The sequence below is a fragment of the Bradyrhizobium tropiciagri genome (assembly GCF_001189845.1).
In the GTDB taxonomy this organism is placed as follows: domain Bacteria; phylum Pseudomonadota; class Alphaproteobacteria; order Rhizobiales; family Xanthobacteraceae; genus Bradyrhizobium; species Bradyrhizobium tropiciagri.
This window is the reverse complement of record NZ_LFLZ01000020.1, coordinates 93,421-111,973: the sequence shown is the minus strand read 5'-3', so window position 1 is coordinate 111,973 and position 18,553 is coordinate 93,421. Positions and strand designations below refer to the sequence as shown.

12 protein-coding genes and 2 pseudogenes are annotated in these 18,553 nt (G+C 65.1%); 5 read left to right on the top strand and 9 right to left on the bottom strand.

Features of this window, described 5'->3' with window-relative positions; genetic code table 11:
* The first annotated feature begins 145 nt into the window (after positions 1-145).
* The 4 genes from AKN84_RS18025 to AKN84_RS18010 all read left to right on the top strand — a co-directional run bounded on the left by AKN84_RS18025 (position 146) and on the right by AKN84_RS18010 (position 4,945).
* Positions 146-2,044 (top strand): diguanylate cyclase, encoded by a 1,899-nt coding sequence (locus AKN84_RS18025; protein ID WP_244485240.1) that lies wholly within the window; start codon positions 146-148, stop codon positions 2,042-2,044.
* 114 nt (positions 2,045-2,158) lie between these two features.
* The gene (locus AKN84_RS18020) at positions 2,159-2,404 is read left to right on the top strand and encodes a GlsB/YeaQ/YmgE family stress response membrane protein (RefSeq protein ID WP_050422003.1); all 246 of its coding nucleotides are present in this window, start codon (positions 2,159-2,161) and stop codon (positions 2,402-2,404) included.
* 105 nt (positions 2,405-2,509) lie between these two features.
* Positions 2,510-3,352: an AAA family ATPase gene (locus AKN84_RS18015; protein ID WP_050422002.1), complete on the top strand. Its 843-nt coding sequence runs from the start codon at positions 2,510-2,512 to the stop codon at positions 3,350-3,352.
* Positions 3,353-3,442: 90 nt separating this feature from the next.
* Positions 3,443-4,945, top strand: a complete 1,503-nt coding sequence (locus AKN84_RS18010) for a flavin-containing monooxygenase (RefSeq protein ID WP_050422001.1) — start codon at positions 3,443-3,445, stop codon at positions 4,943-4,945.
* 277 nt (positions 4,946-5,222) lie between these two features.
* Here the strand turns inward: AKN84_RS18010 and AKN84_RS18005 are convergent.
* From AKN84_RS18005 to AKN84_RS17980, 6 genes and pseudogenes are all read right to left on the bottom strand, one after another.
* Positions 5,223-6,865 (bottom strand): annotated as a pseudogene (locus tag AKN84_RS18005) (GMC family oxidoreductase).
* Between the two features lie 28 nt (positions 6,866-6,893).
* Positions 6,894-7,487: a GNAT family N-acetyltransferase gene (locus AKN84_RS18000; RefSeq protein ID WP_050422000.1), complete on the bottom strand. Its 594-nt coding sequence runs from the start codon at positions 7,485-7,487 to the stop codon at positions 6,894-6,896.
* 106 nt (positions 7,488-7,593) lie between these two features.
* Positions 7,594-8,520, bottom strand: a complete 927-nt coding sequence (locus tag AKN84_RS17995) for an SMP-30/gluconolactonase/LRE family protein (protein ID WP_050421999.1) — start codon at positions 8,518-8,520, stop codon at positions 7,594-7,596.
* Positions 8,521-9,085: 565 nt separating this feature from the next.
* Entirely contained in the window at positions 9,086-9,973 is an 888-nt protein-coding gene (locus tag AKN84_RS17990) for a 4-(cytidine 5'-diphospho)-2-C-methyl-D-erythritol kinase (RefSeq protein ID WP_050421998.1), read from the bottom strand.
* A 490-nt stretch (positions 9,974-10,463) separates the two neighbouring features.
* Positions 10,464-12,250, bottom strand: a pseudogene (locus tag AKN84_RS17985) (tetratricopeptide repeat protein).
* Positions 12,251-12,661: 411 nt separating this feature from the next.
* The gene (locus tag AKN84_RS17980; RefSeq protein ID WP_050421997.1) at positions 12,662-14,320 is read right to left on the bottom strand and encodes an electron transfer flavoprotein-ubiquinone oxidoreductase; all 1,659 of its coding nucleotides are present in this window, start codon (positions 14,318-14,320) and stop codon (positions 12,662-12,664) included.
* A 195-nt stretch (positions 14,321-14,515) separates the two neighbouring features.
* On the opposite strand from AKN84_RS17980, the gene AKN84_RS17975 reads away from it, so the two are divergent.
* Positions 14,516-15,334, top strand: a complete 819-nt coding sequence (locus AKN84_RS17975) for a uracil-DNA glycosylase (protein WP_050422035.1) — start codon at positions 14,516-14,518, stop codon at positions 15,332-15,334.
* Positions 15,335-15,439: 105 nt separating this feature from the next.
* Here the strand turns inward: AKN84_RS17975 and AKN84_RS17970 are convergent, their stop codons facing one another.
* The 3 genes from AKN84_RS17970 to AKN84_RS17960 all read right to left on the bottom strand — a co-directional run bounded on the left by AKN84_RS17970 (position 15,440) and on the right by AKN84_RS17960 (position 18,538).
* Positions 15,440-16,945, bottom strand: coding sequence for a glycosyltransferase family 39 protein (locus AKN84_RS17970; protein WP_050422034.1), 1,506 nt, complete (start codon positions 16,943-16,945; stop codon positions 15,440-15,442).
* A gap of 300 nt (positions 16,946-17,245) precedes the next feature.
* The gene (gene rnhB, locus AKN84_RS17965) at positions 17,246-18,013 is read right to left on the bottom strand and encodes a ribonuclease HII (protein WP_050421996.1); all 768 of its coding nucleotides are present in this window, start codon (positions 18,011-18,013) and stop codon (positions 17,246-17,248) included.
* Between the two features lie 78 nt (positions 18,014-18,091).
* Positions 18,092-18,538 carry a VOC family protein gene (locus tag AKN84_RS17960; protein ID WP_050421995.1) on the bottom strand — a complete coding sequence of 149 codons (447 nt, stop codon included), beginning with the start codon at positions 18,536-18,538 and terminating at the stop codon, positions 18,092-18,094.
* Between the last annotated feature and the right edge of the window lie 15 nt (positions 18,539-18,553).

Here is an 18,553-nt window from a genome sequence, read left to right as displayed (position 1 = left end):
GGCCCCTGCCCCGCCCGTTCCGGTGGATCAGCCATTCACTTTCACTTAACCACCCCGGCCAGCTTCGGCTCCCGGCGGCGAAACGTGACGTTAAGATGGAACGTTGATCACTGGAGGCGGCACGACGCCAGTGGACCCGATCGACTTGCCCAACAGCACCGCCAAGCTGCCGAAACTGTTCTCGCCGACGGCGATCGTCGCCGCCGTGGTGACGGCGATGAGCATATTCGTGCTGGGTCTTCTGATCTGGAAGGCGGTCGAGGCGCGCACCACGGCCCTGTCGCAGGGCGAACGCGACATCCGCAACCTCACCCATTCGCTGGCGGAACACGCCTCGCATTCGGTCCAGGCGATCGATGTGGCCATGAACGCGATGGTCGACCTGCTGAAATACCAGAAGCCGCGCGTCGACCGCTTCAACGCGGCCTTGCGCAAGACCGCGGATGCGCTGCCGCAGATCGGGGAGATCGGCGTCATCGACCCCGACGGCAACCGGATCTACTCCTCGGCCGCGGAACTGCCGGCCCACAACAACGCCGATCGCGGCTATTTCATCAGCCATCGCGACTCGCCGGACGCGACGCTGCATATCAGCGAGCCGTTGCAGTCCCGCCTGACTGGGCATCCGACCATCGTGCTGTCGCGGCGCGTCACCAGGGAAGATGGCAGCTTCGGCGGCGTGCTGTTCGCGACCATCGAAAGCAGCTTCTTCGACAATTTCTACCAGGCCTTCGAATTCGGCCCGCATGCCGGAATTACCCTGCTCCGCCTCGACGGCGTGGTTCTGGCGCACTGGCCGACGGGCAAGTGGAGCAAAGAGGTTTCCGCGGCCTTCAAGGCGCAGATCCAGCAGGACCGGACGGGCTATACGAGGACTACGTCGCCGTTCGATGGACGCGTCAAGTTTCTCGGCTTCGAGCGCGCGTCGCAATATCCGATCGTGGTCACCGTCGCCTTGCCGGAAGCGCAGGTGCTCGCCGCATGGCATGAGGATCTGCGCAACGACCTGTTCGTTGCCGTGATCCTGATAGGAAGCGTCATCCTGTTCGCCATCCTGCTGGGCAAGGAGTTTGCAAAGCGGGCCAAGGTCGCGCGGATGCTCAGGGAGCGCGAGGCGCGCTACCGGCTGCTCGCCGACAACATCGCCGACGTCGTGATCCTGCTCGACCGCAACGGCCGCTTCCTGTTCGTGTCGCAGTCGGTCGAGACCATCCTCGGCCGCAAGCCGGACGATCTGATCGGCAAATCCTGTTTCGACTTCGTGCATCCCGATCACCTCGCCGACGTCGCCAAGGCGACATCGGAACTGACCAATTGGACCACCACCAAGACCGTCGAATTCAAGACCTTCCGCGCCGACGGGACCGAGGTCTGGGTCGAGATCAACTTCAAGCTTGCCGGGATTGCGGAAGACCATCACGCCATCGAGGTCGTCGGCGTGCTGCGCGACGTGACCGAGCGCCGCAAGATGGAGGACGAGCTCAACGCGCTGAACGTCCGCCTGTCCGAGCTTGCGACCACCGACGGCCTGACCGCGCTCGCCAACCGCCGCAGCTTCGACAACGCGCTGCCGCGCGAGTTCCGCGACCGCGAGCTGATCTCCCTGATCATGCTCGATATCGATCACTTCAAGGGCTTCAACGACACCCAGGGCCATCAGGCCGGCGACGAATGCCTGAGACGGGTGGCGCGCGTGATCGCCGATGCCACCACCAACACCACCGCCATGGCGGCGCGCTACGGTGGCGAGGAATTCGCGATCATCCTGCCCGGCGTCGGCGAAGAGGATGCGCTGAAGGTCGCCGAAGCGATGCGCCTCACGGTGCGATCGCTGGCGATCGCCAATCCGGCCGCGCGCCGCGGCGTGGTCTCGATCAGCCTCGGCATCGCCAGCCGATCGGCTGCGACCGCGAACGAGACCGAACTGCTCGGTCAGGCCGACCTCGCGCTCTACGAGGCGAAACGCAGGGGACGCGACTGCACGGTGCTGGCCTCGTCGCTCACGGGTGACAGTCATTCCGCAGGGCGGAAACAGTACGCCTGACATACTATGCGCCAGCTGCCGTGCAGGGTACCGCTGCGCTGCGGAATCCGCCCTAGACCGCCCGGCTTTTTCAATTACAATTGCGCCTGACAAGACATTGGGCAGGACGTTTGAATGGGCATCATTGCGGCACTGGTGATCGGTGCGATTGCCGGCTGGCTCGCTGGGCTGATCGTCCGCGGCGCGGGCTTCGGGCTGATCGGCAACATCGTGGTCGGCATCATCGGCGCGCTGGTGGCGGGCTGGCTGTTGCCGCAGCTCGGCGTCAGCCTCGGCAGCGGCACGGTCCGCGACATCGTCAACGCGACGATCGGTGCCGTGGTCGTGCTGGTGATCCTGTCGCTGATCAGGCGAGTCTGATCGAACAATTTGCAGTTCCCACGGCCGCTGCGAGAGCGGTCGTTTCATGTTGAGGCCCAAGTTGAGACCCATGCGGCCAACGAACGAAGCAAGGCAAAGAGATAGATGAAATTCACCGGTACCAAGGACTACGTCGCCACCGATGACCTCAAGGTCGCCGTCAATGCCGCCATCGTGCTCGAGCGCCCGCTGCTGGTGAAGGGCGAGCCCGGCACCGGCAAGACCGTGCTGGCCGAGGAAGTCGCCAAGGCGATCGACGCGCCGCTTTTGACCTGGCACATCAAGTCGACCACCAAGGCGCAGCAGGGCCTTTACGAATACGACGCGGTGTCGCGGCTGCGCGACAGCCAGCTTGGCGACGCGCGCGTGTCCGACATCAAGAACTACATCAAGCGCGGCAAGTTGTGGGAGGCCTTCACCAACGAGAAGCGCCCGGTGCTCCTGATCGACGAGATCGACAAGGCCGACATCGAATTCCCCAACGACCTGCTGCTCGAACTCGACCGCATGGAGTTCCACGTCTACGAGACCGGCGAGACCATCAAGGCGAAGCTGCGCCCGATCGTGATGATCACGTCGAACAACGAGAAGGAACTGCCGGACGCATTCCTGCGCCGCTGCTTCTTCCACTACATCAAGTTCCCCGACGCCGACACGATGAGCCAGATCGTCGACGTGCACTTCCCCGGCATCAAGAAGCGCCTGGTAGAAGAGGCGCTGCGGATCTTCTTCGAGGTCCGCGAGGTGCCGGGCCTGAAGAAGAAGCCCTCGACCTCCGAGCTGCTCGACTGGCTCAAGCTGCTGCTCAACGAGGACATCACGCCCGAGATGCTGCGCGAGCGCGATCCGCGCAAGCTGATCCCGCCGCTGCACGGCGCGCTGCTCAAGAACGAGCAGGACGTGCATCTGTTCGAGCGGCTGGCGTTCCTCAGCCGCCGCGAAGTCTAGTTTCGATATCGGCAGGCGCCGGGGCGATGGCTCCGGCGTTTTGCTTCCATCGTTCAACAAACAAACCAACAAACAAGAAGACCAGGGAAGATGAACGCCCAGACCCAGATCCGCGCCGCCGAGCCGGTCACCACAGAGCATTTCGACGTCCTGATCGCAGGCGCCGGCATCTCCGGCGTCGGCGCCGCCTACCACCTCACCACGCAATGCCCGGGCACCAGCTTCGTGGTGCTGGAGACGCAGAAGACCTTCGGCGGCACCTGGTCGACCCATCGCTATCCCGGCATCCGCTCCGACAGCGACCTGCACACGTTCGGCTATCGCTTCAAGCCGTGGACCAGCGCGCCGATCGCGAGCGCAGCCGAGATCCTGAAATACATGGGCGAGGTGATCGAGGAGAACGACCTCAACCGCCACATCCGCTATCGCCACACCATCACCGCGGCGAAATGGTCGAACGAGACCAATCTGTGGACCATCGAAGCGACGCGCATCGACACCGGCGAGCGGCTGCGCTTCACCACCAACTTCTTCTGGATGTGCCAGGGCTATTACCGCCACGACGCGGGCTACACGCCCGAATGGACCGACATGGCGAAGTTCAAGGGCACGGTCGTGCATCCGCAGACCTGGCCTGACGACCTCGACTACATGGGCAAGCGCGTCATCGTGATCGGCTCCGGCGCCACCGCCGCGACCCTGATCCCGGCAATGGCCAAGGACGCCGGCCATGTCACCATGCTGCAGCGGTCGCCGACCTACTTCCGCACCGGCCGCAACGCGATCGAGATCGCCGAGGAGCTGCGCAGGCTGCAGGTCGACGAGGCCTGGATCCACGAGATCGTCAGGCGCAAGATCCTGTTCGAGCAGGACGCCTTCACCAAGCGCACCTTCGCCGAGCCGGAGGGCGCCAAGAAGGACCTGCTGGCGGCGGTCGAGGCCGTTCTCGGCAAGGACTACGACATCGCCACACACTTCACGCCGCGCTACCGGCCGTGGCGGCAGCGCATCGCCTTCATTCCGGATGCCGACCTGTTCCACGCCATCAAGGGCGGCAAGGCCTCGGTCGTCACCGACGAGATCGAGCGCTTCACCGAGAAGGGCATCCTGCTCAAGTCCGGCAAGGAGCTCGAGGCCGACATCATCATCACCGCGACCGGTTTCCACCTCTCGGCCAATGGCGGCATCGACTTCGAGATCGACGGCAAGCCGCTCGACTTCAAGGACACCGTGACCTATCGCGGCATGATGTTCACCGGCGTGCCGAACCTCGTCTGGGTGTTCGGCTATTTCCGCGCCAGCTGGACCCTGCGCGTCGACCTGGTCGGCGACTTCGTCTGCCGCATGCTCAAGCACATGAAGGCAACCGGCGTGAGCAAGGTGACGCCGGCGCTGCGCCCCGAAGACCACAACATGCCGCTGCTGCCGTGGATCGATCCGGAGAACTTCAACCCCGGCTACATGATGCGCGGCATGCACCTGTTGCCGAAGCGCGGCGACAAGCCGGAGTGGCAGCACAACCAGGACTACTGGGCCGAGAAGGACGAATTCCCCGCGATCGATCTCGAAGACAAGGCGTTCGTCTACGGCTGAGCTGCCTTCTTCTTTCCCGTCATCTGAATGTGGATCCCGTCATCCTGAGGCGCTCGCGTAGCGAGCCTCGAAGGATGCACGGCCACCAGCCGGGCCGTCGACCCTTCGAGACGCGCTTCGCGCTCCTCAGGGTGACGGTGCGAGATACAGCGTGCCGACCGAGAAGCATTGGCGCACATCTGCCGTCATTGCGAGCGAAGCGAAGCAATCCATCGACCCGCACATGCGGAACTATGGATTGCTTCGTCGCTTCGCTCCTCGCAATGACGGAGCCCCCTCACGCATATTCCGGCAGCTTGGCCGCCGCCTCGGGCGTCTTGCCGCGGATCATGTCGGAGGCCTTGTCGGCGATCATCAGGGTCGAGGCGTTGAGATTGGCCGAGATCATCCGCGGCATGATCGAGGCGTCGATCACGCGCAGGCCTTCCATGCCGTGGACCCGAAGCTGGTCGTCGACCACGGCCCAGGGCGCGTCGGCCGGTCCCATCCGGCATGTGCAGCCGGGATGGAAGGTGGTGGTGCCGCGCTGGGTCGCGGCCGCAAGCAGTTCCTCGTCACTCGTGACCTTCGGACCGGGAAAGTCCTCGTAGGCGAAATACGGCTTGAGCGGCTCGGAGGCGAGCAGCCGGCGCGCCAGCTTCATGCCGGCGACGACAACGCGGCGGTCGATCTCCTCGGCGAGATAGTTGGTCTGGATGATCGGCGGCGCGAACGGATCGGCCGAGCGGATCCTGACATAGCCACGACTCTCCGGCCGCTGCTGCCATGAGGCCACCGTCATGCCGGGCTCGTCCTCGAGCTGGCCCTGCACGCCTTCCTTGTAACTCGCCGGCGTAAAGGTGAGCTGCAAATCGGAGCTCTCGGTGGTCTCGCCGGAATGCCAGAAGCAGTAGACCATGGTCGGCGACAGCGACAGCAGCCCGCGCCGCGTCGTCGCCCATTTGATCGCCTCGCCCCACAGGCTGAGGCCGCGGCGCATTTCGTTGATGGTCCGGATGTTCTTGACCCGCGCCACCGAACGCGGCGCGTAGTGATCCTGCAGGCCTTCGCCGACACCCGGCAGCGCGTGGCGCACCTCGATGCCGTGCGACTGCAACAGGTCGGGCGAGCCGACGCCGGAGAGCTGCAACAGCTGCGGCGAGTTGTAGGCGCCGCCGGAGAGAATGACTTCCTTGGTGGCGCGGATCTCCAGCGGATCGCCGTGCTTGCCGCCGCGGTTATAGCGCACGCCGACCGCGCGCTTGCCCTCGAAGATGATCCCGGTGACATGCGCATGCGTGCGCACATCGACATTCGGACGGCGGCGCGCCGGATGCAGGAACGCGGTCGCGGCGCTGACCCGGCGTCCGTTCAGGATGGTGCGCTGGCAATACGACACGCCCTCCTGGATCTGGCCGTTGTAATCAGGGTTGCGCGGAATGCCGAGGCTGACCGCGCCCGCCATGAAGGCCTCACAGAGCGGATCCTGCCAGTCCATCGTGGTGACGGTGAGGTTGCCGTCGCGACCACGATAAGTGTCGTCGCCCTCGCCGATCCTCTTCTCCATGCGCCGGAAATACGGCAGCACGTCGGGATAGCCCCAGCCGCGATTGCCGAGCTGCGCCCAGGTGTCGAAATCCTGGCGCTGGCCGCGATTGTAGATGTGGCCGTTGATCGAGGACGAGCGCCGAGCGTCTTGCCGCGCGGCGCGTAGATGCTGCGGCCGCCGGTATAGGGACCAGGCTCCTGCTGGTAAGCCCAGTTCACGCTCTTCATGTGAAAGGTCTTGATGAAGCCGGCCGGCAGATGGATGTAGGGATGCCAGTCGCTCGGCCCCGCCTCGAGCACGCACACCCGCGTGCCCGCATCTTCACTCAACCGGTTGGTCAGCACGCTCCCGGCGGAGCCCGCGCCGATGATCACATAATCGAACGTTTCCATCGTCTCGTTTCTGGCGCCGACCAGAGTGTCAGCGCGGTTTTTCGTTGAGTTGATAGTTGAGATGCGCCTTCACCGTCGACCATTCGCTGGCGATGATGCTGTAAACCACGGTGTCGCGCAACGTGCCGTTGGGCGCGATCTGGTGGCTGCGCAAGATGCCGTCCTGCTTGGCACCCAAACGCTCGATGCCACGCCGGCTCTGGTGATTGAAGAAATGCGTGCGGAACTCGACCGCGATGCAATCGAGCTTCTCGAAGGCATGTTGCAGCAGCAGCAGTTTGCACTGCGTGTTGACCGCGCTGCGCTGCACGCGCTTGGCGTACCAGGTCGAGCCGATCTCGACGCGGCGGTTCGGCGTGTCGACATTCATGTAGGTGGACATGCCCGAGATCCGGCCATCGGCATCGAACACCGTGAACGGCAGCATCGATCCGGCCTTCTGCAAGCCAAGCCTGCGGTCGATCTCCTTGGCCATGTTCTCTGCTTGCGGAATTGCGGTGTACCAGAGCTTTGACAGCTCACCGTCCTTCACCGCCTCGGTCAGTCCAGCGAGGTGATCATGCGACAGCGGTTCGAGCCGCGCATGCGCGCCGCGAAGGGTGACCGGTTCAAGCCAGGGCATTTTGTGTCCTTTCCGTCATTGCGAGGAGCGAAGCGACGAAGCAATCCATCTCTCCGCGTCGTGGCTACATGGATTGCTTCGCTTCGCTCGCAATGACGCTCTTACGTCACTTGTTCAAAAAATTCAGCGGCAATCCGGGCCGCGACCAGTCCATCGCGATCAGCTCGCCCTTGCCGGACAGCGTGATGTAGGCGGTCTTCAGATCGGGGCCGCCGAAAGCGATGTTGGTGGTGACGCGGTCGCCGGTCGGCACCTGCTCGACCACCGTGCCATCGGGCGCGATCACCGAGATGCAGCCTGAGATCAGCGTCGCGACGCAGACATTGCCTGATGCTTCGACCGCGAGCGAGTCGAACATCTGGTAGCCGCCGAGGCCAGCGATCGGCTTGCCGCGCTCGCCGCGATAGATTACGTCGCGCGGCTTGATGGTGCCGGGCTCGGAGACCTCATAGGCCCACAGCCGCGCGGTCGGCGTCTCCGCGATGTAGACGGTCTTCTCGTCCGGCGACAGGCCGATGCCGTTGGCCGGCAGGATGCCGTGCACGGCCTCGACGATCTCGTTCATGCCGGGCTTCAAGTAATAGAACGCGCCGACATCCATGTCGCGGGCGCGGCGCTTGCCGAGATCGGAGAACCACAGGCCGCCTTGCTTGTCGAACACCAGGTCGTTCGGCCCGCGCAGCTCGTGCTCGCCGCACTTTGTCACCACGGTCTCGACCTTGCCGGATTGCAGATCGACGCGCTGGATCGAGCCGCCGAGATAATCCTCCGGCTGCGGTCCCGGCATGATCATGTTCTTGGTCGGGATCCAGGAGAAGCCGCCATTGTTGCAGATGTAGATCTTGCCGTCGGGACCGAGCGCGGCACCGTTCGGGCCGCCCGGCACCTTGGCGACGATCTCCTTGCGCCCGTCGGGATAGACCCGGGTCAGCCGCTGGCCGCGGATCTCGACCAGCACGACCGAACCGTCGGGCATCACGACGGGACCTTCGGGAAACTCCAGATCGGTGGCGAGAACTCGGATATTGGCCATGGCATCCTCCCGGCTCTTTGGCTGCCGGCGGTCTCCGAATGGCCCCGCACGCGCAACGTTGTTGTTTCATCCTGTTATGGCAAACGGGGTTTGGCTTGCCAAGCAACCGGGGGTGCAGGGCTGCCCGGCGTTGGAGTGGGATGGTGCGGCAGAGTGGATGTCGTCCCGGCGAAGACGCGATGTCGCGCCACATCCACAGGTGTCGTCCCGGCGACTTTGTCAAATCCGTCATCCTGAGGAGCCGCGAAGCGGCGTCTCGAAGGATCGACGGCCACCAGCCGGGCCGTGCATCCTTCGAGGCTCGCTCTGCTCGCACCTCCAGCGACAAAGGCGAAGCCTTTGCGCGGGGATGACGGGAGAGATGTCACGCCGTTCGAAACAGCACTCACGATACAACATCGTATTCTCGCGGCATGAACTGCCCGAGCTTTGCTCCCGCCCTCCAAGCCGTCATTCCGGGGCATGCGAAGCACGAGCCCGGAATCCATTGAGCCACATCGCGTGCGGGGTAATGGATTCCGGGTTCTCACTTCGCGAGCCCCGGAATGACGAAGAGGAGCGCGCGCTAGCTCAGCGAGCCCGCATGCACCCACCAGCCGGGATGCTCGGCGCGGAGCTGTTCGCCTGCGGCCTCGGCGTCGGCGTCGGTTCCGAACACGGCAAAGCAGGTCGCACCGGAGCCCGACATGCGTACCAAGCGAACGCCGCCGGTCGCGCGCAGCGCGGACAAGACGTCGCTGATGACGGGCTCGATGCGCGCCGCGGGGGCTTCGAGATCATTGGTGCCGCGCGAAAGTGCCGCGATCCAATCGTCGACCGCGCGGCCGGCCTCCGGCCAGGCCGGCGCCTGCATCACGACGTCGGTGGCGCCGATCAGGAGTTCGCCATGGCGCAGGCCGAGCGCATTGAAGACGTCCTTGGTCGCGACCGGCACGCGCGGATTGACCAGCACGGCCGGCATCTTCGGCAGGTCGAGCGGCAACAGGCCCTCGCCGACGCCGGTCATGTCGCAGGCGCGCGAGGCGACGCACACCGGCACGTCGGCGCCGGTCTGCAGGGCGACCTCCATGATCCTGCTATCGTCGAGCGAGAGTTCGTTGAGCCGCGCCAACAGCCGCAGCGCGGCCGCGGCATCCGCCGAGCCGCCGCCGATGCCCGCCGCAACCGGCAGCACCTTCTCCAGGGTGAAGTGGCCGACCTCGAGGTCCACGACGCGCTCGCCGAGCAGCCGCGCCGCCTTGAGCACCAGATTCTCGGACGTATCGCCGCAGGCGTCGGCCAGCGGTCCCGCCATCGTCAGCGACAGCTCGGGTCCCGGCTCGAGCATGAGACGATCGGCGCAATCGGCAAACGCGACGACGCTCTCGAGATCATGAAACCCATCGACGCGCCGTCCGACAACCCTAAGCGTCAGGTTGACCTTGGCACGCCCTTCTTCAATCAGCGCCGGCACGGCGATAAACCCCTAAAAAACAAACAGCCTGATGCGATTAGCGTAAATCGCCGTACGATCCTATCCCTTTGTTTAGACGGAAATTCCGGGTTTTCGGGGCTGTATCAGCCTGGCTTCACCTCTCCCGCTTGCGGGTAGGGCTATCGCATATGAAAGAAACCCGCGTGGAATCGATGGTTCTGCGACGGACAGTTCGAACGAGCATGCTCGCCATTCGCGGTTCGATTCCGATTTGTTCTCCATCCGATTCCAACACTTGCATGGGGCACATCAGCGCAAGACCAATCCAAGTATCGGAAGAGACTCGGGAATTTCCATATGCGATAGCCCTACGCTTGCGGGGGAGGTCGGATCGCATCGAACGATGCGATCCGGGTGGGGGCTGTCTCCACGGAAAGAATCTCTACACGGCGATACCCCCACCCTGGCCCTCCCCCGCAAGCGGGAGAGGGAAAGGAAGAGGCCTCAGCGCGGGGCTGACAACTGCCGTCTAACCACCCTTGCCGTCGTCGTCCTTCTTCTTGTCGGCGGCGGCGGCGTTCGAGGTGTCGTCCGGCAGGCCGTTGTCGATCTTGGCCTGGATCTTCGGCAGCTCTTCCGGCTCGGGCTTGAGGTCGCGGGCATGCGCCCACTGGAACTTGGCTTCCAGCGTGCGGCCGACGCGCCAATAGGCATCGCCGAGATGGTCGTTGATGGTCGGATCTTCCGGCTTAAGGTCGATCGCGCGCTCGAGGTTCTTCACCGCCTCCTCGTAATTGCCGATCCGGTAATAGGCCCAACCGAGGGAATCGACGATGTAGCCGTCATCAGGGCGCTGATCGACGGCACGCTTGATCATCTTCATGCCTTCGTCGAGGTTGATGCCCTGGTCGATCCAGGAATAGCCGAGATAGTTCAGCACATGCGGCTGCTCGGGCTGCAGCTCGAGCGCCTTGCGCATGTCGGCCTCGGCCTTGTTCCACTGCTTGGAGCGCTCCTCGCAGATGCCGCGATAGTAATAGGTGACCCAGGCATTCTTGTCGCCGCTGCGGCCGGCAGCGCGTCGATCGCCTGCGAATAGGTGGTGGCGCAGTCGGCGAACTTCTTGCGGCCGCGCTCGATATTGCCGAGCGCCAGGATCGCCTCGATGTCCTTCGGCTGATCCGCGGTGACTTCCTTGAGGATCTTGATCGCCTCGTCGCTACGGTCGGCGGCATCGAGATTGGTCGCGAGCTGGATCTGCGCGTTGCGCTTCAGCGGCGAGGACGCCGGCATCCGCTCATAGACCTTGATCGCCATCTGCGGCTTCTTCACCGATTCATAGAGATCGGCGAGCGACAGCAGCGCCAGCGGATGGTTGGGCTGCAGATAGAGCGCGAGCTGCAGGTAGACCAGCGCGAGGTCCTCGCCGCCGCGGCGGGTCAGCGTGGCGCCGATGCCGTACAGCGCTTCGGCAGCGCCGGCCTGCGGGCCGTCGACCAGCGGCGGCAGCTTCTTGCCGGCCTTGGTCTCCTTGATGCCTTCCAGCACCAGCGGATGACGCGGCAGCTTCTTGTCGAACGCCTCGTACATCGCGGTCGCGGCGGCGGCGTCCTTGTTGCGCGAGGTCCAGCGCGCATATTCGTCGACCGTGCGCAGCATCGAATCATCGAGCTTGTAGACCTTCTCGAAGCGGGCGCCGGCATCCTTCTCCTTGCCGGAGAGCTCGTAGATCATGGCGGCATGCAGGTCCTTGAAGATCGGATACCATTCGGGGCCGGTCAGCTTGTCGATCGAGGCGACCGCGCCCTTGCTGTCGCCGGCGCCATAGGCCGCCCAGGCCGACAGCAGGGTCGCCACCAGGTCGGTGATCGGGCCGCGCACCGACTGGTTGATGTTGGACTGCGCGGCGGCATATTTCTTCAGCTTGAGGTCGCGCACGCCGACGACGAGGCGGGCGACGCGGTTGGCCTTGTCCTGGGTCAGGATGCGGTCGGCGAGCTTGACCGCCTCGTCGATGTCGCCGTCGGCGAGCGAGGAGATGAAGGCGCGGTCGAGCAGCTCGGAATTCTTCGGGTCGGTGCGCAGCGCGGAGCGGTAGAACGCCGCGGCCGAGGTCGCATCGCGCTCGACGCTGGCGTGGCGGGCGGCGAGATAGCTGCCCGCCGTGGTCAGCGATTTTAGGTCGGTCTTGGACGGGAACTGCGCGGCATTGTCGGTCGGATGTTCCGGCGTTTGCGCCGCCAGCTGCGCAGGCACGGCGAGCGCCGCGGCAGCGAGAAGGGCAATCGTCAGGCGGTTGAAACGGGTGGACAGCATCACGGTCGCCTTGCTCCAGGGATTTACGCCAAGATGGATTTTACGGCCAAGATCTTGCGATCAGTCTCAAAATGCGAACCCAAGCGGCGGCATCACGGCGAGCGACAATGCCGCTTTTGGCGGTTATCCGCAAGGATCGCCCAAAGGCAACCCGTGACGAATCAATTGGCAGATTAGGCCTTTAGATCCGCCGATCCAGCCAGCCCCCGCAAGACGCTCCCACTATGGCGGTATCGTGACCGGGCCGGGCATATTCGCGCGCAGACGCAAAAAGCGCCGGATCCTGACGCCACGGCACCTTGTTCCGAGTGTTCGGACGTATCCGACAGCGCAATCCGGCCGCTTCCGCAAGGCAGAGGCCAAGCGGAGGTTGCGGCGGGCTGCGCTCGGCCTCACGCAAATGTGGTCGGCTTACATCGCCTCGTAGTTCGGACCGCCGCCACCCTCCGGAGGAACCCAGGTGATGTTGCCGTTGGGGTCCTTCACGTCGCAGGTTTTGCAGTGGACGCAGTTCTGGGCGTTGATCTGGAAACGCGGTCCTGCCGATTCCTCGACCCACTCGTAGACGCCGGCCGGGCAATAGCGGTTGGAGGGACCTGCGAACACGTCATGCTCCGACGTCTTCTGCAGGTTCATATCGGCGACCTTGAGATGGACCGGCTGGTCCTCCTCATGGTTGGTGTTGGACAGGAATACCGACGACAGCTTGTCGAACGAGATCTTGCCGTCCGGCTTCGGGTAGGCGATCGGCTGGTGCTGCTTGGCGGGATCAAGCGTCTTGCGGTCGGGCTTGGCGTGCGACTGGGTGCCGAACAGCGAGAAGCCGAGCGTGTTGCACCACATGTCGAAGCCGGACAGCGCCATTCCGAGCAAATTGCCGAACTTCGACAGCAGCGGCTTGGCGTTGCGGACCTTGAACAGGTCCTTGCCGATCGCCGACGAACGCCAGGCATTTTCATACTCGACGAGTTCGTCATTGGCGCGGCCGGCGCCGAGCGCGGCGGCGAGATGCTCGGCGGCGAGCAAGCCGGAGCCCATCGCGTTGTGGACGCCCTTGATGCGCGGCACGTTGACGAAGCCCGCGGCGCAGCCGATCAGCGCGCCGCCCGGGAAGGAGAGCCGCGGCACCGACTGGTAGCCGCCCTCGGTGATGGCGCGCGCGCCATAGGCGAGCCGCTTGCCGCCTTCGAACAGCTCGCGGATATCGGGATGCGTCTTCATCCGCTGGAATTCGTCGAACGGCGACAGATACGGATCGGCGTAGTTCAGGTGCACGACGAAGCCGACCGCGACGCGGTTGTCGTCGTAGTGATAGAGGAACGAGCCGCCGCCGGTCTTGTCGTTCAGCGGCCAGCCGAGCGTGTGCTGCACCCGGCCCTTCTGGTGCTTCGCCGGATCGATCTGCCAGACTTCCTTGAGGCCGATGCCGAACTTCGGCGGCTCGGAGTTGGCGTCGAGCTTGAACTTCGCGATCAGCTGCTTGGACAGCGAGCCGCGCGCGCCTTCGGCGAACAGGGTGTACTTGCCGAGCAGCTCCATGCCGCGGGTATAGGAATCCTTGTGGCTGCCGTCCTTGGCGATGCCCATGTCGCCGGTCGCGATGCCGCGCACCGCGCCCTTGTCGTCATAGAGCACCTCAGCGGCAGCGAACCCCGGATAGATCTCGACGCCGAGCGCTTCCGCCTTCGGCGCCAGCCAGCGGCAGACATTGCCGAGCGAGCCGATGTAGTTGTGATGATTGTGCATCAGCGGCGGCATGATGAAGTTCGGGATGCGGAACCAGCCTTGCGACGTCGCCCAGTAGAAGCGGTCGCTGGTGACCTGGGTCTTCAGCGGACAGTCGGCATCCTCGCGCCAATCGGGCACGAGCTTGTCGAGGCCGGCCGGATCGATCACCGCACCCGACAGGATGTGCGCACCGACTTCGGAGCCCTTCTCCACCACGACGACCGAGAGCTCCGGATTGAGCTGCTTCAGCCGGATCGCGGCCGACAGGCCCGACGGGCCGGCGCCGACGATGACGACGTCGAATTCCATAGACTCGCGCGGAGGAAGGTCTTCAGCACTCATGATCTTTGATCTCAGCCCATTGAGAACGCTTCTAAGCTTTTCAAAAGTCGTTGTTTCCGATTTTTAGCGGAAGGACAACCATGGAATTGCGCTTTGCGAGGTTTCGCGCGGCCGCGACGCCACAGGAGCATAATCTTTTCCGAAAACCGGCCTCCACTTTTCCCGTTGATGCTCTAGATTGCGCCGATGATGGCCCTGCCGCCCGAGCCCACCCCTACACTGCAGCAATTGCTGGCCTTTTACCTCGAGGCCGGGGTCGATTGCGCGCTTGGCGACGAGCCGGTCAACCGGCTGGAAGAGCCCGAGCCAGTTCCCGCCCCTGCCGCGCCGCGGCCGGTGGCGCTCAATCCGCTGCGCCCCGCGCCGATGCCATCAGTTCCGCGCAGCGAAATCACCGTCGCGCCGGACGCCGCGATCGCCTCCGCGCGCGAGGCCGCGCGCACCGCGCCGACGCTTGAAGCGTTACGCACCCTGATGGAGACGTTCGACGGCTGCGCGCTGAAGCACACCGCGACCAGGCTGGTGTTCGCCGATGGCAATCCCGCGGCGCGCGTGATGTTCGTCGGCGAGGCGCCGGGCCGCGACGAGGACATCGAGGGCCTGCCGTTCGTCGGCCGCTCCGGCAAGCTGCTCGACCGCATGATCGCGGCGATCGGGCTCGACCGTAGCAAAGCCTATATCGCCAACGTGATCCCGTGGCGGCCGCCGGGCAACCGCACGCCGACGCCGCAGGAGACGCAGGTGTGCCTGCCCTTCATCCAGCGCCACATCGAGCTGGTCAATCCCGACGTGCTGGTAACGCTCGGCAATCCCTCGACGCAGGCGCTGCTCGGCACGCGCGAGGGCATCATGCGCACCCGCGGCAAATGGATCGATTACGACACCGGCACCCGCACGATCCGCGCCGTCGCCACCTTCCATCCGGCCTATCTGCTGCGCTCGCCGTCGTACAAGCGGTTGTCGTGGCAGGATCTGCGCGCGATCGCGAAGGTGCTGCAGCCGGCGACGGCTTAGCGTTGCTTCGTAGGATGGGTAGAGCGCAGCGAAACCCATCCTTCGCGCCGCGGTCCGAGTCGATGGGTTTCGCTTCGCTCTACCCATCCTACAGATCCGCGTTCACTACCCCTTCGGCCGCACGATCGCCCAGCCGATCCGCAGCACCGGCTGCCGGCCATTGACCAGCCGGTCGAACGAGCGTGGCACTTCGGGCACGAGGCCGGGGAAACGTTGCGCGAGTTCGGGCGGCGGCGTGCCGGCGGTATCCTGCGCGCGCCAGACCACGACGCCGCCGGTCTCGTTGAACTTCGCGACCGACAGCCAGGGCGTCCGCTGCGGCGCGGCATCGAGCAACAGATGCGGGCGGCGCCCATTCATCGCGATCAGGCTGGCGAGCTCCGGATCGCCAGCGACGGCGCGCAGGCGCTGGTTGGTGCGGCGCTCATAACTGTCGTCGAAGAAGCGCCCCATCGCGGCTGCCGGCAGCGAGGTCGGCACCTCCTTGGTGCTGGTCCAGGGCAGGAACACCGCCGCCGCCAGCGCCGCGGCAGCAGGCGCAGCGACCGCGAAGGCCCACACCGAGCGCAACAGCCGCTGCCGCCTAAGATGAATCAGATCGCCGGTCGCGACCACGACCGCCAGCCCCGACATCAACAGCGCGACGCCGGCGCCGCCGAAGGCGCGATCCAGATCGAACAGGCCGGAGATGAAGCTGCTCACGATCGCGGGCGCGAACGCGAAGAAATAGACGAATTGCTGCGCCAGCGGACTGACCGGCGGACGGTAGATGATCGGGGCATCCTCGCCGTCGCGGGCAAACCAGCGCGAATTGAGGATCGCCAGCACCACGATCGCAGCGGTCGCCACGATCAGCCCGCCGAGCACGACACCCCAGCGCAGCGCCCGCGCCTTGAGATCGGCGAGCGCGGGCAGTGCCGGCGGCGCCAGCACGTCGGCGCGGATGAGCCAAATCAGATAGGGCAGCGCCAGCACGATGATGACCAGCAGCGCATAGAGCGGATCGACCGCGCGCAGCGTGCGCCGCCCGCGCTCGGTTGCGACCGCAAAGCCTGTGACCAGCAGGATCATGCCGATCGCCGCCGGCGTCGTCAGCAGCAGCAGGCCGCAATCGATCGACCAGGCGAACCAGGCGCTGCGCCGGTTCTGCCCGATCAATTGCCAGGAATGCAGCAGCAAGAGCGCCCAGAGCGGACGCGCCAGGATCAGCGGGCCGAACTCGACGCTCGGCGAGGAGAACACCACGACCGTCATCGACAGCAGCACCGCCAGCACGCCCTGCGGGCCGCCGACGATGGCGCGCGCCAGATGGTAGAAGGCGATGAAGGTTGTGATCTCGCAGGCCTGCGCCAGCAGATAGACGCCGAACACGTGATTGCCGGCGGCGCGGAAGGCGATGTCGGCGAGCCAGAACGCCAGCGGCGGCCCCATGTCGGTGCCGACCTGATATTCGCGGCCGAAGGCGAGGATGGTGGCGAGGTTGCCGGGCGGGCTGCCGTAGAAGATCAGCGGCAGGACCAGCCAGATCGCGGCCTGCACCAGCAGCACGACCCACACCACGAGGCGCGGCCGGGCACGGATCAGTTCGACAACCAGGGAGGTAAACCGCATGAAACGCCTGAAATGCCCCAGCCACCTCGTCAGCGGCGCCATCTGATCCCGAGGGTTTTGATAAACGGCGAAGGCGATGGAGGCAACCGGCGTAGGCCGTGCCTGCACCGCTAAGTCAATCTCCGCCTGTCACCACCCGCTCGCCTCGTCATCATCCGCGAAAGCGAAAGCGGGTGATCCAGTACGCCGCGGCCTCTCGATCGAAAACGACCGCCTCTGGAATACTGGATCGCCCCGGTCGAGCCGGGCGATGACACCGTTGTGCGGGTTGGCGCCGTTGCCTGGGCGGGCGCCGTCGCGCTACGCCGCTTCCGACGCCGCGGTGCCGCTTTCGGCGTCCACCGTGAACAGGTCGGGCTCGGCGGGAAGCGGGAAATGCTTCAGCCGCGCGGCGACGACGGGGGCAAAGAAGCTGCGGTGATGGCTGCTCGGGCCGAGCCGGTCCAGCGCCTCGAGGTGCTCGGGCACGCCGTAGCCCTTGTGCTGCTCGAAACCGTATCCGGGGCAATCCAGCGCCAGCGCGCACATCAGGCGGTCGCGCGTCACCTTGGCGATGATCGAGGCCGCAGCGATCGAGGCCACGATACCGTCGCCGCCGATCACGGCATCGCAGTCGCAGGGCGTGGCAAGCTTGTCGCGGCCGTCGACGAAGACGTGCTTCGGCATCTCCGGCAGCGCATGCACCGCACGCGCCAGCGCCCACAGCGAGGCGCGCAGGATATTGTCGCGATCGATTCGCGCCGGCGAGGCCACCGCGACCGAGAACGCAGCCGTGGCGCAGATCTCCTCGAACAGTTCCTCGCGGCGCTCGGCGGTCAACCGCTTCGAATCGTCGAGGCCTTTTGGAACGCGAGCCGGATCGAGCACGACTGCGGCGGCGACCACGGGACCGGCCAGCGGGCCGCGGCCGGCCTCGTCACAACCGGCGACCGGCCAGACGCCGCGCTTGATCAGCACACGCTCGCGCCGGAAGCTCGGCCGGGTCACGGCGATGACGCGCTTGGCCGGCTTGGCTGGCGCCTTTTTCGACGTGGTCTTTGACGCAGCTTTGGACTTATCCCGAATCATGCGGGGATGGTGATCAAGCCGGCTCGGCGGCGCAACCGGGAACCGGGCGCCCTTCCCTGTTATTCAATCCGGCTCGCGCTAGTCGGGAATCGACACCCGCCCGCTCGCGAGAACCTCGAAACCAGGCGCGCGCACCACTTCCCAGGCGTGACCGTCGGGATCGCCGAAATATCCGCAATAGCCGCCATAGCTGGTCGGCTGCGCGGGCTTCAGCAGTTTGGCGCCTTTCGACAGCGCGAACGCCATCACCCGATCGACCTCGGCATCGTCGTTGCAGTTCCAGGCGATCGAGACGCCGCGGAATGCTGATGGCCGCGGCTGATCGGGCAGCCCGGCGTCGTCGGCGAGCAGATGCCACGGGAACAGCCCGAGCACGGTGGCGCCGGTTTCGAAGAAGGCCACTTCCTCGCCGGTCGCACGCATCTTTCTGGTGAAGCCGAGGGATTCGTAGAAGGCGATGCTGGCGCGCATGTTGCTGACGCCGAGCGTGAGGACGGTGAAGCGTGCGGTCGGGATGTTACTCATATTTACCTTTCCCGT